13 protein-coding genes are annotated in these 16,829 nt (G+C 58.8%); 7 read left to right on the top strand and 6 right to left on the bottom strand.

From position 1 onward, the window contains the following. Positions 1–6 precede the first annotated feature (6 nt). From AC5FXY_RS04765 to AC5FXY_RS04785, 5 genes are all read left to right on the top strand, one after another. Positions 7–1,119 (top strand): chemotaxis protein CheB, encoded by a 1,113-nt coding sequence (locus AC5FXY_RS04765; protein ID WP_493555493.1) that lies wholly within the window; start codon positions 7–9, stop codon positions 1,117–1,119. Beyond that, positions 1,116–2,753, top strand: coding sequence for a chemotaxis protein CheA (locus AC5FXY_RS04770; protein ID WP_493555494.1), 1,638 nt, complete (start codon positions 1,116–1,118; stop codon positions 2,751–2,753). Before AC5FXY_RS04765 ends, AC5FXY_RS04770 begins: the two co-directional genes overlap by 4 nt. Positions 2,754–2,821: 68 nt before the next feature. Then, on the top strand, positions 2,822–3,457 hold the full coding sequence (locus AC5FXY_RS04775; protein ID WP_493555495.1) for a chemotaxis protein CheC: 636 nt from the start codon (positions 2,822–2,824) through the stop codon (positions 3,455–3,457). Positions 3,458–3,490: 33 nt separating this feature from the next. Next, positions 3,491–4,588: an agmatinase family protein gene (locus AC5FXY_RS04780; RefSeq protein WP_493555496.1), complete on the top strand. Its 1,098-nt coding sequence runs from the start codon at positions 3,491–3,493 to the stop codon at positions 4,586–4,588. A 97-nt stretch (positions 4,589–4,685) separates the two neighbouring features. Continuing rightward, the gene (locus AC5FXY_RS04785; RefSeq protein ID WP_493555497.1) at positions 4,686–5,021 is read left to right on the top strand and encodes a phage holin family protein; all 336 of its coding nucleotides are present in this window, start codon (positions 4,686–4,688) and stop codon (positions 5,019–5,021) included. 73 nt (positions 5,022–5,094) lie between these two features. Here AC5FXY_RS04785 and AC5FXY_RS04790 read toward each other — a convergent pair whose 3' ends face one another. The 6 genes from AC5FXY_RS04790 to AC5FXY_RS04815 all read right to left on the bottom strand — a co-directional run bounded on the left by AC5FXY_RS04790 (position 5,095) and on the right by AC5FXY_RS04815 (position 12,105). After that, on the bottom strand, positions 5,095–5,964 hold the full coding sequence (locus tag AC5FXY_RS04790; RefSeq protein WP_493555498.1) for a DUF4349 domain-containing protein: 870 nt from the start codon (positions 5,962–5,964) through the stop codon (positions 5,095–5,097). Positions 5,965–6,068: 104 nt separating this feature from the next. After that, on the bottom strand, positions 6,069–6,923 hold the full coding sequence (locus tag AC5FXY_RS04795) for a DUF4349 domain-containing protein (RefSeq protein WP_493555499.1): 855 nt from the start codon (positions 6,921–6,923) through the stop codon (positions 6,069–6,071). Between the two features lie 141 nt (positions 6,924–7,064). Next, positions 7,065–8,372, bottom strand: coding sequence for a UDP-N-acetylglucosamine 1-carboxyvinyltransferase (gene murA / locus AC5FXY_RS04800; RefSeq protein WP_493555500.1), 1,308 nt, complete (start codon positions 8,370–8,372; stop codon positions 7,065–7,067). A gap of 3 nt (positions 8,373–8,375) precedes the next feature. Further along, positions 8,376–9,107 carry a DUF4290 domain-containing protein gene (locus AC5FXY_RS04805; protein ID WP_493555501.1) on the bottom strand — a complete coding sequence of 244 codons (732 nt, stop codon included), beginning with the start codon at positions 9,105–9,107 and terminating at the stop codon, positions 8,376–8,378. 168 nt (positions 9,108–9,275) lie between these two features. Next, a complete protein-coding gene (locus AC5FXY_RS04810) occupies positions 9,276–9,767 on the bottom strand; it encodes an HAD domain-containing protein (protein ID WP_493555502.1) in 492 nt (163 codons plus the stop codon). 94 nt (positions 9,768–9,861) lie between these two features. Next, a complete protein-coding gene (locus tag AC5FXY_RS04815; protein ID WP_493555609.1) occupies positions 9,862–12,105 on the bottom strand; it encodes an ATP-dependent helicase in 2,244 nt (747 codons plus the stop codon). A 201-nt stretch (positions 12,106–12,306) separates the two neighbouring features. Between AC5FXY_RS04815 and AC5FXY_RS04820 the strand changes: the two genes are divergently transcribed. Together AC5FXY_RS04820 and AC5FXY_RS04825 are read left to right on the top strand one after the other, a co-directional pair. Next, positions 12,307–12,882 carry a DUF3109 family protein gene (locus AC5FXY_RS04820; protein ID WP_493555503.1) on the top strand — a complete coding sequence of 192 codons (576 nt, stop codon included), beginning with the start codon at positions 12,307–12,309 and terminating at the stop codon, positions 12,880–12,882. 173 nt (positions 12,883–13,055) lie between these two features. Then, positions 13,056–16,790: a metallophosphoesterase family protein gene (locus AC5FXY_RS04825; RefSeq protein WP_493555504.1), complete on the top strand. Its 3,735-nt coding sequence runs from the start codon at positions 13,056–13,058 to the stop codon at positions 16,788–16,790. Positions 16,791–16,829: the final 39 nt, after the last annotated feature.

Here is a 16,829-nt window from a genome sequence, read left to right on the forward strand (position 1 = left end):
GACGTTTTGCTAACCTCTTCCGTATTGCCTGCTCCCCTGACCATCCTGCTCGGCGACTTGCCAGGCATGGTGCGGCTGGCGCTGTCCAAGGTTTTACGAGCCGAGGCTGGTGTTCAGGTGGTAGGTAGCGCCACTGGGGCCGAAAACCTGATTTCGCAAGTTCAGGCTCTGCAGCCGGACCTGGTAATTACCGGTGAACAGCACGCCTCCACGCTGGAACGCCTTGCTCATCATCATCGCGGTCCGGTATTGCTGTACACCAATGCCACTCGCCCCATCGCTTCTGTGCGTGCGGCAGCGCAATGGGGTGTATACGACCACATTGCTGGACTGCCAGCCTCCTCCCATCCAGATCATGGCTTCCTGCGACGTGAGCTGCTACGCAAAGTGTATCAGGCTCGAACGGTGGGTACGCCTGGAAAGCGAGTCAAAGCTCATCTGAGTAATGGCGAACTGACTCATCGGCTTGCTCAAGTATCGGGCATGCCGCGGGGAGTGGTCGTTATCGGTGGTTCCACGGGTGGCGCCGCGGCAGTTGAGCAGATTGTGCGCGCCCTGCAGCCCGGCCTACGCTATGCAGTGGTGGTGGCAGTGCATTTGCCAGCCGCCTTTACCGATTCATTGGTGGAGCGGTTGCGCAAAGCTGCTTCGTTACCGGTACTATCCGGTAAAGCCGGGCTGACATTGCAAGCTGGCCAAATTGTGGTGGTACCGGGTGGTCGCAATTGGGTCATTCGCGGGGAACTAGGTCAGCGCATGTGGTTGCAAACCGCGCAGGAACCCACCAAGAGTTTCGACGAGCCAAATATCGACCTGCTGATGAGCTCGGTGGCGCGGGCAGCGGGCCGCCATACATTGGGTGTGGTGCTTACCGGCTTGGGCCGTGATGGCACTGCCGGTGCTCAGCTGGTGCGCCAGTATGGAGGCTCCGTAGTGGCCCAGGATGAGCAATCGTCCGCTGTGTTTGGTATGCCCAAGTCGGTGATTCAAGCCGGATATGCCTCCTTGGTGTTGCCTTTGGGGCAAATAGCCAACTTCGTCAACAGCTATACCCAGCCAATGCGCCCCGCGTCGTGGCCGGCTCGTCTCACTTCTGTTACCCGCTCTTACACCCGATGAAGTCGCGCGAACAGGAGTACCGGGAACTGTTTATGGCCGAGGCCCTCGAGGCTTATGACTCCATGAGCCAGCACATATCCGTGCTGGAAAAAAGGCCCAATGACGAAGCCGCGCTGAACGAGCTGTTTCGTCTGATGCACAACCTCAAAGCGAATGCGCGGGCCATGGGCTACGCCGACATTGGCGAAGTGGCGCACCGGATGGAGACCATCTTTGGGCTGATTCGCAGCAAGGAGCGGGCCTTCTCAGGTTCTTTGGTGCCCGTAATCTTCAGCGGCACCGATGCTATTGGCGCAATGATTCGGGCGGTAGGTGCCGACCAGCCCACGCCCGACAGCACCCAGTTACTGGATAACTTGGACCGGCTGATGCGCGGCGAGGAACCGGAGCTGGAAGCAGACCTTGAAGCGCCGTCTGATGAAGATGCCACCCGAAAGCTGGAGCTGTCGGATTTGGTTTACATCCCGATCAAGAAGCTTGACCACCTGCTAAATTTGGTTGGTGAGCTGATCATCGACCGTGACCGGGTACTGACGCTTAGCAAGGAAGTCGGGAATACGGCACTGCTGAATGTGGCCGCGCACCTGAGCCGCTTAGCCGATGACCTGCAGTATTCCGTGATGGATGCGCGTCTGGTAGGCGTAGGGACCTTGTTCAGCAAGTTTCCGCGGGTGGTACGCGACGTGGCAGCTGCTGAGCAAAAGCTGGTAGAACTGACCATCAGCGGGCAAGACATTCAGATTGACCGTAATATTCTGCAGATCATCACCGATTCATTGTTGCACTTGGTGCGCAATGCCATTGGGCACGGATTGGAGTCGCCAGCGGAACGGCTACAAGCTGGTAAGCCGCAAATAGGCCAGCTTAAACTCTCGGCACAGACCGAGCGCGACGATGTGCTGGTACGCATCACCGACGATGGGCGGGGCATCGATGTGGATCGCGTGCGCCGCAAGGCCGTGCAGCGCGGGCAGGTGTCGGCGGAAGTCGCCGCTCGCCTTTCCAACCACGAGGTGTACTCTCTGCTGTTTGAGGCTGGTTTTTCAACGGCCGAGCAGGTGACGGAAATTTCCGGCCGCGGCGTGGGGCTCGATGTGGTAAAGCTGGCCATCGATTCGCTGGGCGGACAGTTACGCGTCGATTCCGAGCTGGGTGTAGGCACCACCTTCACACTGGTGCTGCCAACCTCTATTGCCGTTAAAGGGGCTTTGTTGTTTGAGCTGGAAGGCCATTCGTATGCGTTGCCCCTAATGCACACCGACTCGGTAGTTTCCCTGCAGCCTACCCAACTGCACGTCATTGGCGGCATGCTGCTGGCCAAAGTGCTGGATGAAAATATTCCGGTGGTAAAGCTGGCTGATCTGCTGGCTGACACCGAGGATGTATTGCCCTTGGCCGACCGCAATTCCTTGGTGGGACGGCAGGACATTATCATCACCAATTACAATGGCCGCAAATTGGGGCTGATTGTCGACCGATTCCTGCGTCAGCAGGACATCGTAGTTAAACCTGTGAGCCAGCCGCTAGACCTGATCGACTTGTTTGGCGGCGTCACTTTACTAGGTAGTGGGCAGGTTTGTTTGGTACTGGACGTGCCAGCCCTGACACGCTTATTTATAGCCCGCCGCCCATGAAACACGTAAAGCCTCAGTCGGGTCGCCGCCGCGTTGTCGTCGGCCTACTGCTAAACTGACCCACCCGTATGGACCTGCACATGAATGATCTGGAACGGGATATTATCCGCGAAATCCTGAATATCGGGTTGGCGCGGGCAGCTGATTCGTTTGCTGCTATTGCCCAGGAGAAAGTGTTGTTGGAAGTGCCCAGCTTGGAACTCGTGCGCCCGCGCGATATTCTGAAACTGGTGCAGAAGTACCAGAAAAACAACGTTATTATCCAGTCTGATATCAAGGGTGACTTCAATGGCACCACCCTGATGTTTTTCTCGGGTCTCCACGTGCAGCGCCTCTCGCGGGTGTGCCTGCGCCAGACGGTATCCGACTCCTTGGATCTGAACGAGATGCAGGAGTCGCTGCTACTCGAAATCAGCAACATCATCACCGGTGCTCTGGTAACGCAGCTGGCCAACATCCTCAAGGCCAAAATCTACGGTGCTCCGCCGCGTGCCCCCAAAGGCGACCTGAGCCACGCGCTCGATAACCTGTTGCTGAGTCATCCGCAGATGCAGCCGCTGATCTTTTCGGTTATCACGCAGTTCTCGGATCAGGAAAGCAATGTAGAGCTGCCGCTGATGCTGTTTTTCGACCGGGCTACCTTTGATAAGATTCTGTCCATCATTCGCACGTACGACTTACCCGGCAACGGCCAGATTAGCTAGCCTGTCGCCACGACGTTCTTGCCATTCAGACTCATGCACGATCCAACCATTCTTTCGCTGCAGCACAAGCTGGACACCTTCGACCCCAACGCGTTGGGTGATGCCTCGGGCGGCTTGTTTGGCCTGCCGTTTACTGTAGATGAGGCTCAGGTGGTAGTAGTGCCCGTGCCGTGGGAAGTCACCGTGTCGTATAGCGCCGGTACTGCCCAAGGACCAGCGGCTATTGCTGAAGCCTCTACGCAAGTAGACCTTTACGACCCAGACATTCCGGATGCATGGAAACTGGGCTTAGCCATGGAGGAAATTAACTCGGAGTGGGAAGCGGAAAGCAGCAAGCTGCGCGGCTCGGCCGAGCAATACATCACCTGGCTTGAAGAAGGCCAGCCTACCACCAGCGCCACCCAGCATCAGACGGTGCCGGCCAAGGTAACTGAGCGCGGTAAAGCGCTGCTGGAGTGGCTCAAGGCCAAAACCGGCGCTTACCTGGACCAAGGCAAAGGGGTGGTAGTACTGGGCGGCGACCACAGCACGCCGCTGGGCTACATGCATGCCCTGGCCGAGCGGCACGAGGAGTTTGGCATTCTGCAAATTGATGCGCACTGCGACCTGCGCGTAGCCTACGAAGGCTTCCAGTACTCGCACGCGTCCATTATGTACAATGCCCTGCAACTACCGCAGGTGAAAAAGCTAGTGCAAGTGGGCATCCGCGACATGTGTCAGCAGGAAGCCGACGTAATTGCCCAGTCGGGTGGGCGCGTGGTGATGTTCCACCACCGCTTCCTGCGCGACGAGATGTACGGCAAGAAGTCCTGGAAAAAACAGTGCGGCAAGATCATCGCCCAACTGCCCCAGAAGGTGTATCTGAGCTTTGATATCGACGGGCTCGACCCCAAACTGTGTCCCGGCACCGGTACGCCGGTACCCGGCGGGCTAGAATTTGAAGAGGCGCTGTACCTGATTCGCGCCGTGGTGCGCTCGGGCCGCCAGATTATCGGCTGCGACCTGAACGAAGTGGGTCCTGGCGACACGGACTGGAACGGCAACGTGGGCGCCCGACTGCTCTACCAAATGGCCAATTGGATGGCCGTTTCGCAAGGCCGCCTCACGGCTACTGGCATGCCTACTGCTTAAGGAACGCAGCAATACATCTACTTTTTCGTATAGTTGCCCGTCGGTTGTACAGCCGACGGGCTTCTTTTTTCTCCACCTACACCTGGCTTGCTCCGCTATGGGATTCATTCTCAAATTCATTCTCACGGCCATCATCGCCTACGTCCTCACGAAGGTGCTACCGGGCGCCCACCTCGGCAGCTTCGTCGATGCCCTGCTGTTTGTGCTCGTTCTCGGGGTGCTGAACGCCATCGTCAAACCCATTCTTAAGATTCTGGGCTTCCCGATTACCATCCTGACGTTGGGCCTGTTCTTGCTCGTCATCAACGCCATCATCATCCTGCTGACGGACTGGATTCTGCCCGGCTTCAAAGTAGATGGCTTCCTGTACGCGCTGATTTTCAGCTTGGTGCTGTCGGTAGTCACTTCCATCATTGATATGATCATTGACTAGGCTGACCAAGCCGCAAAGCAAAACCGCCCGTGCACTGGATGCGCGGGCGGTTTTGCTTTTTCACGAGTTCAGTTCAGGCCGACAGGCCACGGCGTAAGCGCCAGCGCCGTAACAGCAGGATGGCTACGGAACCCAAAATCAGTAGGGGCCAGAGGTAAACGGTGGCTACCACCAAGCTGGTTATCAGTTGCCAGCCGCCATAAAAGGCTTCGGCTACGCGGCTGCCGAAGGACAGCACAGGTGCCTCAGGTGTGGGCCTGGGCAGCGGTTGGTAAAGTTTAAGAGTGATGGTGGAGTAGGCCACCTGGTCATTAAGGGCTTTCAGGCGACTTTCGGCCGATTCAATTTCCTCGCGCACTTCCCCGATTTTGGCTTCAATTTCCAGCACCTCGCTTACTTTTTTGGCTTGGCTGAGCAGTCCGATGTAACGCTGCTCCAAAGCGCGCTTCGTGCGAAGCCGGGCAGCCACGTCGGCGTGCTCGGCCGTTACGTCCTCAGATTGCAGCGACTTATGTTCGACCACACCCAGGGTGGTCAAACCCGCCAGTAGACTGGTAAAGCGGTCTGGCCGCACGCGGATGGTCATTTGCTGCTGCCATAGCTCGTCGGAGCGGGTTTGGGTGGCGTGGCTGATCCAGCTGCCCCTGGTCCGTACGACACTGTCCAGCCGGGTAGCTGCTTTACCGAGGTTGTCGACGCGGATGCCGATATCGGCTTTGTAAATAAGCTGTCGCGGGGCGGCACTAACCGGCACCGTGGCCGCGCCGGAAGAAGCATCTGCAAAAGCTACGTCGGGTGGACCGGGAGCATGAGGTGCCGGAGGTGCTTCCATGACCATCATGCTGACAGCATTGTCAGCTACTGCCTTCTCCTGACTGTCTTCCCGACTGCTGCACGCAGTCAGCAGCCCCAACATCACAAGTAATTCGAGCATTCTATTCATAGCGCAACAGGATTAATTGGTGGTTTACCAGCTCAACGGCTGAGGTGACGCGTTCCTTTTAGGGCGAGCGAAATATTTCTGCTACCGCAAAGGAAGCGGCAGAATCAGGCCGACTGGCGCAACTGATAGCGCCGCCGCAGCCAATACATCACCGGAATAAGCAGGACCAGGGGCCACGCGTAGGCAAGAACCACAGCTACGCTCAGCAGCCCCGACCAGCCAAAGCGAAATGCTGCGGCAAACTCCGTAGCAAAATCCCGCTGCGGTTCCGGGCTCTGTCCGGCAGTGAGAGGTTGATAGTAGTGTAGCGACAGGCTAGCCCAGGTGCTTTCGGCGCCCAAAGCTTTCAACCGCGCCTGCGTGCTGGCTATATCGGCCAACAACTGACGGTTTTCGGCTTCCAGGCGGTTTATTTCTTCGGAGTTTTTGGTCTGGAACAGCAGCTGTCGGTTGCGGGCGGCAGTAGCTTGCTTGGTGCTGACGCTGACAGCACCGTTCAGTAGCTCTGCCGTCACATCCGCAGACGTAATGTCTTTGCTCTCCACGCGCCCCACCTTGGCCAGGGCCGCCAGCAGAGGGAGGTATTCCGCTGGTGGCACTTTCAGGGTCATTTCCTGCCGGTGTTGGCCGTTGGTCCAGGTTTCGTGAGCGGTACTTAGTACACCTCGGTGGCGGTGTAGCAGCGAGTTGATGCTGGTGCTGGCTTGGTCAAAATCATCGACGGCCAGGCGCATGTCGCCGCGGTACACGATGCTGCGGTCGTTGGGGCTGGAGACAGCTGTTGGAACTGCATCTGCTGGCGAGAGGGCAGTGGCGGGGGCAGAACCCGGCATAATGCCTTGTGAATCAGTAGCGGTTTGCTCCACTGGAGCAGTGGCGCTGGCACTTTCTTCTTGCGGGGCTTGGCTGCACCCCGTCAGGCCCAGTCCGAACAGGACTGGAAACAGCAGACGTTTCATCAGAGTAGGGGGCTAAAATGAAGAAGAAAGCCGCGCAGCTTTGGTGTTTATCCAGCGCCCGGCTTTCGGTAACCCGCCCGCAACCGACAAATAAAAAAGCCCCGCCGGATGGCGGGGCTTTTTGCGTCAAAGCAAAGTGAATTACACACGCTTGATCTGGGCGCCGATAGCATTCAGTCGGCCATCGATGTTCTGGTAGCCGCGGTCGATCTGTTCCACGTTTAGAATCTTGCTCTTACCCTCCGCCGACAACGCCGCAATCAGCAGCGCCACGCCAGCCCGGATGTCGGGCGAGGTCATGGTGATGCCGCGCAGGGCGTGGTGCTTGTCCAAGCCGATGACGATAGCGCGGTGCGGGTCGCAGAGGGTAATCTGGGCGCCCATGTCGATAAGCTTATCGACGAAGAATAGGCGCGACTCAAACATCTTCTGGTGAATCAGCACTGTGCCCTTAGCCTGCGTGGCCACCACTAGCGCAATGCTGAGCAAGTCGGGCGTGAAGCCCGGCCAGGTATGGTCCGATACGGTCAGGATGGAGCCATCGAGGTAGGTGGCTATTTCGTAGCGGTCCTGCGCGGGTACGAAAATGTCGTCTCCGCGGTATTCCAGTTGAATGCCCAGCTTACGGAAGGTATCAGGAATGAGTCCTAGCTCCGGAATCTGACAGTCTTTGATGGTAATTTCCGAACCCGTCATGGCCGCGAGACCGATAAACGAGCCGATTTCAATCATGTCGGGCAGCATGCGGTGCTCAGTACCGCCAAGCTTGTCCACGCCTTCGATGATGAGCAGGTTGGAGCCGATGCCCTGAATCTTGGCCCCCATGCGCACCAGCATCTTGCTGAGCTGCTGCAAGTACGGCTCACAGGCGGCGTTGTAAATGGTGGTGGTACCTTCAGCCAGCACTGCGCCCATCAGGATGTTGGCAGTGCCGGTTACAGAAGCTTCGTCGAGCAGCATAGAGGCGCCGCGCAGCTTGCCGGAGGTGCTGATCTTATAGAAGTCAGTGCCTTCCATCTTCAGCAGGCCGCCCAGCTTTTGCAGGCCCACGAAGTGCGTGTCCAAAGGCCGCCGACCGATTTTGTCGCCACCCGGCTTGGGCAGCTGGCACTTGCCGTAGCGGGCCAGCATCGGACCCAAGATCATAACAGAGCCGCGCAGCTCGCGCGCCTGCTTCACAAACTCCGGCGTGTCGAGGTAGTCCAGGTTTACGTTGTCGGCCTGGAAGCGGTAGGTATCAGCGGCGAGGCGCTCCACCTTTACGCCCATGCTGCCCAACAGCTCGATGAGCTTGTTGACGTCACGGATGTCAGGAATGTTGCTGATGGTGACCGGTTCGGCCGTCAGCAGTACCGCACAGAGAATTTGCAGGGCCTCGTTTTTGGCTCCTTGCGGCACGATGTCGCCGCGTAGCGGTTGCCCGCCGATTACTTCAAAAGCTGCAGACATTACCTATTGCGGCGGTTGTTGCTGTTCGCGTCCTTTTTTACCCCGGCGCTTGTCGCGACGGTCATTTTTGCCGCCTCCGCGGCGCTGCTCCCGGTCACCTCGGTCTCCCCGGTCGCCGCGCTCGGCACGGGGCTGTGGCACCACTACGCCCGCAGCCCGGCCACCGCCAGCGGTGGCCGCCATGGTGTCGAGCCCACCGAGGCTTTCCAGCTGGTTGATGTCAAGCATCAGCTTGCCGCCCGACAGGTCTTTCAGGTGCTTGAGCACCGTCACATCCTTGGGCACGTCTTTGCTGTGCATGCGGTACAGAAACTTCATCACCCGGCCGATGGACAAGGCGGCTTGTTCGCGTTCGGTCGCATCTTCCAGTGCAGCAGCCTTAGCAATCAGCTCCTCCACGTTTTTGCCGTAAGGGCGAAGCTTGGGCGCTTTCGTGGGGTAGACCATGCGCTCGGGACGACGCGTAAACTGGTCGAGGCCGGTGAGCGGGAAAGGCGCATCCACGTCCAGCTGATTGCCGGTCATGGCGTAAAGGTGATTCCAGAGCTTGTGCTGGTAATCCTGTTGCTCGCGCACGCCCGGATTCAGGCGGAACATCAGTTGCACAATCTGCTGAGCGCGCTTGGTGCGCTCGGCGCGGTCCTCCAGCGTGAGCAGCGTTTGGGCCAGCTGATAGGTATTCTGGCCGTATTCGCGCACCAACAGCTGGAGCTGCGGGGGGAGAGTGTCAATCATTGGTTAGTCAAGAAAGGGCTCGGCGGCGTGAATTCTAACACCCAAATAGGAGGGAAGGCCAGCCGAAAATGCCAAGCTGCGGAGACTCGGCTATTTGAAGTGCTAAATATACGGGAGTTGGGGCGTTCCGGTAGCGTTTTCGACGATACCCAGCACCGGAGCGCAGAATTAGCCTTGGCAAGCAAGAACAGCAAGCGCCTCCACCAAAGCAGCAGCGTCGAAACCGCGGTGGTAAGCGGTGCGCACCCAGTGGCTACGGTAGCGGCCGTTAAGATCGGCCAAGCGGCTATCATCATCAACGATGACAAAGCTGGTGGGCTCACCATTGCGCATCATCCAATCTTCTATTTCAGAAGCTCTGGAGGCCCCGTTTGGTTCAGTGGCATCGTCTACTTTACCGATGATTTCCCCTCTAAATCCTCTTCGCTGCATTATGGCTTGAAACTCAGCCAATGGTTTGGTCATTCTGCGGGAGGAAGTAAGAATGACTTTAGCACCCGTCTGATTGATCAGACGATTCAGGTTCTCCATGCAGCCCGATTCAAATTCGCTGTAACCATCGGCGGCCATAACTTCTGGTTTCCACGGGCTTTGGGTGCACAGGACGCCGTCAATGTCTAGAAAAATAATGCGGCTGGGGGCTAGGTTCGTCGGCAGCACAAGGCACTGAAAAGGATTTCGCGCATCCCGGTAACGTCTGTTTAGGATCATTACACGTGATGCGCGAACTACAGTGTGGCACCAGATGGGGCGTTTACGACACGATTCGCAGCTTAGCGAAACTTAGCAACAGCGTTTTTTCGCCCACGCCGCCTTCAAACAGAATGGTAGCCTTGGTCTGCCCGGCCTGTGACTCCATCTTCGTTACTGTACCGAAGCCAAACTTCGGGTGCTCGACCTTGTTGCCGGCGGCGAGGTTGGTCGTGTCCGAAGGCTTGAAGTCGGGGGAAGGCACGTAAGGTTTCACCGGCGCGGCGGCTGGCTTGATCTTCTGTGCGCCCACCAAGTTCGAGCGGCGTTCCAGCACCGGGGCAAAGGGACTATCCTCCTGGCCGTACTTGAACTCCACGTACGTGGGGTCAATTTCGTCGATGAAGCGGCTTTTCTCGCAGCTGCGCAGGTTGCCCCACTGGTAGCGCGAGGTAGCATAGCTCAGCGTGAGCTTCTTTTCGGCGCGGGTGATGGCCACGTAGAACAAGCGGCGCTCCTCTTCCAGGTCGGCCCGTGAGGTAATCATCATCTGCGAGGGGAAGAGGTTCTCTTCCATCCCTACGATGTACACGTTGCGGAATTCCAAGCCCTTAGCCGAGTGAATCGTCATCAGCGTGACGGATTCGCCGTCGTCCTTGGCATCCTTCAGGTCGGTGTCGGTGACCAAGGCAATGTCCTGCAGGAAGGAAGCCAGCGACTTGTCCTCGCGCTCCGGGTCGTCGACGTACTCCTTGATGCCGTTCAGCAATTCCTGGATGTTCTCGTAGCGCGACAGGCCCTCGATGCTTTTGTCGGCGTACAAGTCCTCGATCATGCCGGAGTTTTTGGCAATGAACTTGGCCGCTTCAAAGGCGTCGTCCTTGCCCGCCACCACGGCGTAGCTCTTGATTTTCTCGCCAAAGTCCACCACCGGATTCGACACGCGGGCCGGCAGGAATTGGTCGGCATTGGTCACCACTTCCCACAGCGTATGGTTCGATTCCTCGGCCGCGTTGATCAGCTTGCTGATGGTGGTGTCGCCGATGCCGCGCTTGGGGTAGTTAATGATGCGGCGTAGGGCCTGCTCATCATTGGGGTTAACAGTGAGTCGCAAGTAGGCCACCAAGTCCTTGATTTCCTTGCGCTGGTAAAAGCTCAGGCCCCCAACGATTTTGTACTTGATGTTGAGCTTACGCAGAGCTTCCTCCATCGCGCGGCTTTGCGCATTGGTGCGGTACAGAATGGCGAAGTGGTCGTAGGACAGATGCAGGTTCATCTTGTCCTCGTAGATGCTGTTGGCCACCAGCTTGCCCTCTTCGTTGTCGGAGGCCGCCCGGATTACCTCGATGCGCGGGCCTTCCTCGTTGTCGGAAAAGACGCTTTTGCGTAGCTGGGCCTGGTTGTTTTTGATGACGGAGTTAGCCGCCTTCACGATGTTCTTGGTGGAGCGGTAGTTCTGCTCCAGCTTGAAAATGGCCAGCTCCGGGTAGTCCTTCTCGAAGTTCAGAATGTTCTGAATATCAGCGCCCCGGAAGGCGTAGATACTCTGGGCGTCGTCACCCACCACACAGATGTTTCGGTTCTTGGCCGCCAGCTTGCGCGAAATCAGGTACTGCGAGTAGTTGGTATCCTGGTACTCATCCACCATCACGTAGTGGAAGATGTTCTGATACTTGTTCAGCGCGTCTGGATGGTCGCGAAACAGCACGTTGGTCTGGTACAGCAGGTCGTCGAAATCCATGGCGCCAGCCTTGAAGCAGCGCTGCTGGTACTGCTGATAAATCACGCCAATCTTGGGCCGCAGCGCCGCCTCGTCGTCTTGCCGGATGACGGGGTCGTTCATGTACTGCTGCACCGAAATGAGCTTGTTCTTGGCCGCCGATATGCGACCAAGTACGGTACTAGGTTTGTAAAGCTTATCGTCGAGGTCTAGCTCCTTCACGATCTGCGACACCAGCGTCTTGGTATCCTGCGTGTCGTAGATGGTGAAGTGGCGCGGATAACCCAGCTTGTCAGCCTCCGAACGCAGGATGCGCGCGAAGATTGAGTGGAAGGTACCCATCCACAGGTTTTTGGCCTCAGGGCCCACCACCTTCTCGATACGGGCGCGCATTTCGCGGGCCGCTTTGTTGGTAAACGTCAGGGCCAGGATGTTGAACGGGTCTACACCCTTTTCCAGCAGGTGGGCAATGCGGTAGGTGAGTACCCGCGTTTTGCCCGAGCCCGCGCCCGCAATAATCATCGCCGGGCCTTCGGTGTGCAACACCGCGCCGCGCTGCGACTCGTTCAGTAAGTTTATATAATCCAGTGCCATGCGTTCGTCCTTCCGTAACCGGCTCTGCGGCTAAACAACAAAGGTAAGGCGAAAGGTGCGGTGGGGGAAGGACAGAAGCGGCGAATCTGATGGACCTTTGGTTGTTCAGCGCACAACTCGAACTTCGCGTCGGCCAGTGGTGTTTCACGCCGACTGCCACGCCGTATCTTTGCGGTTCGCTTTCCGCTTACTCCGATGATTGTCATCCAGAATACCATCGTCTCCGACGACGTCCGCGACCAGTTTTTCGTCTGCAACCTGGAGCGCTGCAAGGGTGCTTGCTGCGTGGAGGGCGACTTGGGCGCTCCGCTCGAAGAAGCGGAACTCAAAATTCTGGAGCAGGAATACGAGAACATCAAGCCTTTCCTGACCCACGCCGGCCGCCACGCCATCGAGCAGCAGGGCCTGTACATCAAGGACTGGGAAGACGATTACAGCACCACCACCATCGACAACCGCGAGTGCGCCTACGCGCTGTACGATGAGCGTGGTATCTTGAAATGCGGCATCGAACAGGCTTACCTGGCCGGGGCTACCACGTTCAAGAAGCCCATCAGCTGCCATCTGTACCCCATCCGCATCAGCAAGTACGACGAGTTCGAGGCGCTGAACTACGAGCGGTGGGAAATCTGCAACCCGGCTTGCTCGTTTGGGGCCCAACTGGGGGTGCCGGTGTACCGGTTTTTAAAAGAACCGCTGATTCGCAAGTACGGCGAACAATGGTACGGCGAGCTGGTACAGGAAATCGAAAACCCGGTTTCTCAGGCGTGATAAATCATTATGGGTGAAGTAGAAAGGCCGGCTGCAAAGCCGGCCTTTTTTGTTGTGCCTGCGTGGGAGTTAGTAAAGCTATTCCCAATAGGAGCCTGGCTTTTAGGTTAAAGTATTCAAAACCAATACGCTGTAAGTGGGTATACCCAATAGATCAACCGGATTGGTAAGGAATGAAAGAACTTGTACGCCTGATAGGTTGTGCCGTGCTGCTGCTCAGTTGCTCGTGCGCCAAGGAGCTTTACTACGGAGCCAAAGCTGGCAACTGGCAAAGCAAAGCAGCGCCCGACGACAGCGGCCTGCGTTATACCGTGTACTTGCTTGGCGACGCCGGTGCTCCGCAGATCGACCCGCCCGAACCGACCCTGAAGCTGCTCAAGTCCCAGCTCGACGCCGACCCCAACAGCGCGCTTGTGGTGCTCGGCGACAACCTCTACCACACTGGCTTGGCCGCTGAAGGCGCTCCGGGTCGTGCTCAAGATGAGAAGCGCCTCGATGGGCAGCTGTACGTGGCCACGGACTACAAGGGCAAGGTGTTCTTCGTGCCCGGCAACCACGACTGGGACAACTCCGGCAAGGATGGCTTGGCCAAAGTCCGGCGGCAGGAACAGTACATCGAACAAAAGCTGAACCGCGGCAACACCTTCGTGCCCGACAACGGCTGCCCCGGCCCCTACGTGCAGCAGCTCAGCGACGAAGTCGTGTTCATCGGCCTCGATACGCACTGGTGGTTGCACAAGCAAGAAAAGCCCTACGGCCCGGATAGCGGCTGCGGCGCCGGCACTGAGGAGGAAATGCTGCGTCAGCTGGATCAGGCCCTGCAGCAACACCGCGGCAAGCACGTGGTGGTATCGGCGCACCACCCGCTGATGAGCAACAGCGGCCACGGCGGCTATTACTCCGTGATGGACCACCTGTTTCCGCTGCGCCTCGTGCGCGACGGGCTGTACGTGCCGCTGCCCATTATCGGCTCGTTATACCCGTATTACCGTCAGCTCGGCGGCGTCGATCAGGACATTCCGCACTACCGCTACCAGCTGCTGGCTGAGCGCCTGCTCGGCATCTTCCGGCGCTACGACAACGTGGTGTACACCGCCGGCCACGACCACAACCTACAGCTGCACCAAACCGAGGTTATATCCCACATCATCAGCGGCTCGGGCTGCAAAACCAATCACATAGCCCCTGGCAACAACGCCACCTACGCGCAACGCGAAAAAGGCTTTGCCCGCATCCGGTATTACCAGAACGGCGAGGCTTGGGTAGAGTTCTGGGCTCCTGAGGGCGATGGATCTACCGGTAAAGTGTACTACCGCGGCGTGCTGCACAACCGCAAGCCGCAAACCCCGCCCGTGTGCGCCGACCCGGCCCCCAGTGCACCGGTGCCCGCCGCCATTGCCGATGCCCGCCAAAAGCCTTTCCCGCTAGCCAATGCCCTGCTGAAAAGTAGCTACCGCCAAGCCTGGCTGACTCCTGTGACCTTACCCACGCTCAACCTGAGCACGGCCGAATCGGGCCTGACGCCGTTTGGCATCGGCCGGGAAGAAGACAAGTACCTGCTGCGCCTGCGCAGCGGCCAGGGCAATGAGTACAGCTTCCGGCCGCTGCAGCGCGATGCGGCGCGCACGGTGCCGGCGCGCTACCGCGCCGCGTTGGGCCTAGGCGAGGAGCGCCGGCAAAAGCCGGTGGTGTGGCTGCCCTCGCAGCACCCATACGCGCCGCTGGTGGTGTCTGGACTAGAACAGGCGGCGGGGCTGCTGACCACAGCTCCCCAACTGCTGCGCCTCCCCGACGCTCCTTGCCTGGAGCCGTACCGGGAGCGGTTTGGCGGGCAAGTAGGGTTGCTGGAGCCCGATGCCCGTGAATATCAACGCGAGCGGCTGGCGAGCGGCGAACAGGTGCAGGAAATCAGCTACACTTCCCTGATTCAGCAATTGGAGCAGCACCCCACGCACCGCATCGATAAGCGCGCGTTTGCCCAACTGCGGCTGCTGGATATGCTCGTCGGCGACTGGGACCGGCACGAAGACCAGTACGGGTGGGCCATTTTTGGGGAGGGTGCCCAAACCCTGTACCGCCCCATTGCCAAAGACCGCGACAATGCCTTTTTTCTGTTTGACGGCGCCGTGCCGCGGTTGCTCTCGCGTAGCTGGGGCATGCGCGAGCTGCAGCATTTCGGGCCCGACCTCAACAACCTGAAAAGCCTGAATTACGCTGCCCGCCAGCTCGACCGGCGCTTGCTTAGCAGCCTAACGCCCGCCGACTGGAAAACCCTGGCCGACAGCCTGCAGCAGCGCCTGCCCGATGCGGCGCTGCAGGCCGCCCTGCGCCAGTTGCCCGCTGAGGTGTACGAGTTGCACGGCCCCACTATCCTAGCCAAGCTGCAAAGTCGCCGTGCCCAGCTGCCGCAGGCCGCCGAGGCCTACGGCCGCCTGCTAGGCCGCTTCGCCGACGTGTACGGCTCCAACGAAGACGAACGTTTCGAAGTGCAGCGCCTGCCCGATGGCAGCACCCGTGTGGCCGTGTTTGCGGCTGCCGGCAACGCCGCTGCCGCTCGCTACTCGCGCACGTTTAGCCCCGGCCTTACCCGCGAAATTCGCCTGTACGGCCTACGCGGGCGCGATGTATACCGCATCAGCGGCGAGGTTGGTAGCAAAATCAAAGTGCGCGTAGTGGCTTATCAGGAGCCCGGCAACTACCAGTACACTGCCGCCCCCGATAGCGCCCGCCGCCAGCGCCAGTACACCATCGACAACACGATCAACGACAAGCGCATCGGGGACTACACCACCGACACCAACCAGGATTTTGCTGCCGGCGACCTGATCAACAGTCCCGCCTCCGACCGCTTCGACTACACCGAGCTGCGGCCCAGCGGCGAGCTACTGCACACGCCCACCGACGGGCTGGTGCTGGGTGCCGGCCTGCGCTATACCCCCTACAAGTTTCGGAGTAGTCCTTACGGCGCTTCCCACCGATTGCTGTACCAGCACGCGTTTGACTCGAACGTGGGGCGTATAGCCTATCAGGGCGAAATCAAAAACCTGGCTTTCGACCTCGATTTCGTGGGCCAGGCCTGGGCCTTCACGCCGGTTTACAAAATGTGGTACCGTGGTTATGGGCAACCGGCTGCGGCCGAGCAACAGGTAGCGGCTACGCGGGTAGCCTTCGGCAATGCGTATGCATCGGCCGCGTTGCAGAAGCCGTTCGCGTCCTTTTTTGCGGTCGGTGGTGGTATGCTTTACGAGCATTTTCGCCTTAGCCGGGGGCGTAATGGAGAACTTGCTTCCGCCTTGGCGCCAGTTGAGGCTTTTGGGCCGCGCAATTACCTCGGGCCGCTGGTCTACTTCCGCGCCAGCGTTAAAGACAACGAACACAACCCTTCGCGCGGGCTGGTGGTCAATCTGGATGGTGCCTGGCGCCAAGGCCTGCAGAGTGGCTTGGGTAATTACCGTCGCTACACCTATGAGGTGCGCTACTACATGAGCCCGACGCTGCCCTTGCAGGCTACTCTAGCCGGTCGGCTGGGCGGTGCCGTAAACTCCGGCCGCTACGCCTTCTACCAAGCCAACATGGTGGGCGGGGGCCTGCTGCCTGATTTCAGCCAAACCATCCGAGGCTACGACCGCACCCGCCTGCTCGGCGACCGAAGCCTGTACACCAACCTGGAAGCGCGGGTGTCGCTGCTGCACTACCGCCTCTATATCTTCCCCGGCCAAGCTGGCCTGCTCACCCACTACGACGCCGGCAAGGTGTGGGCCCGCGAGCAACCTCGCGGCACTACCTGGCTTAATTCCTATGGCGGCGGTGCCTGGGTAGCCATTGCCAATCGACTGGTGCTAACGGGCTCCGTGGCCCGGTCATCGGAAGGCACTTACCTGAACTTGCAGCACGGCTTTTTCTTCTGATATAAGTCGTTCTGCATCTGGCAGTGAGCTAAGTCCCGA

The organism is Hymenobacter sp. FMD4 (assembly GCF_058932745.1).

Bases quoted from the DNA above. Each gene is read 5' to 3' on its own strand.
- AC5FXY_RS04770 (WP_493555494.1), top strand. From the start codon at position 1,116: ATGAAGTCGCGCGAACAGGAGTACCGGGAACTGTTTATGGCCGAGGCC.
- AC5FXY_RS04775 (WP_493555495.1), top strand. From the start codon at position 2,822: ATGGACCTGCACATGAATGATCTGGAACGGGATATTATCCGCGAAATC.
- AC5FXY_RS04780 (WP_493555496.1), top strand. From the start codon at position 3,491: ATGCACGATCCAACCATTCTTTCGCTGCAGCACAAGCTGGACACCTTC.
- AC5FXY_RS04785 (WP_493555497.1), top strand. From the start codon at position 4,686: ATGGGATTCATTCTCAAATTCATTCTCACGGCCATCATCGCCTACGTC.
- AC5FXY_RS04790 (WP_493555498.1), bottom strand. From the start codon at position 5,964: ATGAATAGAATGCTCGAATTACTTGTGATGTTGGGGCTGCTGACTGCG.
- AC5FXY_RS04795 (WP_493555499.1), bottom strand. From the start codon at position 6,923: ATGAAACGTCTGCTGTTTCCAGTCCTGTTCGGACTGGGCCTGACGGGG.
- murA (WP_493555500.1), bottom strand. From the start codon at position 8,372: ATGTCTGCAGCTTTTGAAGTAATCGGCGGGCAACCGCTACGCGGCGAC.
- AC5FXY_RS04805 (WP_493555501.1), bottom strand. From the start codon at position 9,107: ATGATTGACACTCTCCCCCCGCAGCTCCAGCTGTTGGTGCGCGAATAC.
- AC5FXY_RS04820 (WP_493555503.1), top strand. From the start codon at position 12,307: ATGATTGTCATCCAGAATACCATCGTCTCCGACGACGTCCGCGACCAG.
- AC5FXY_RS04825 (WP_493555504.1), top strand. From the start codon at position 13,056: ATGAAAGAACTTGTACGCCTGATAGGTTGTGCCGTGCTGCTGCTCAGT.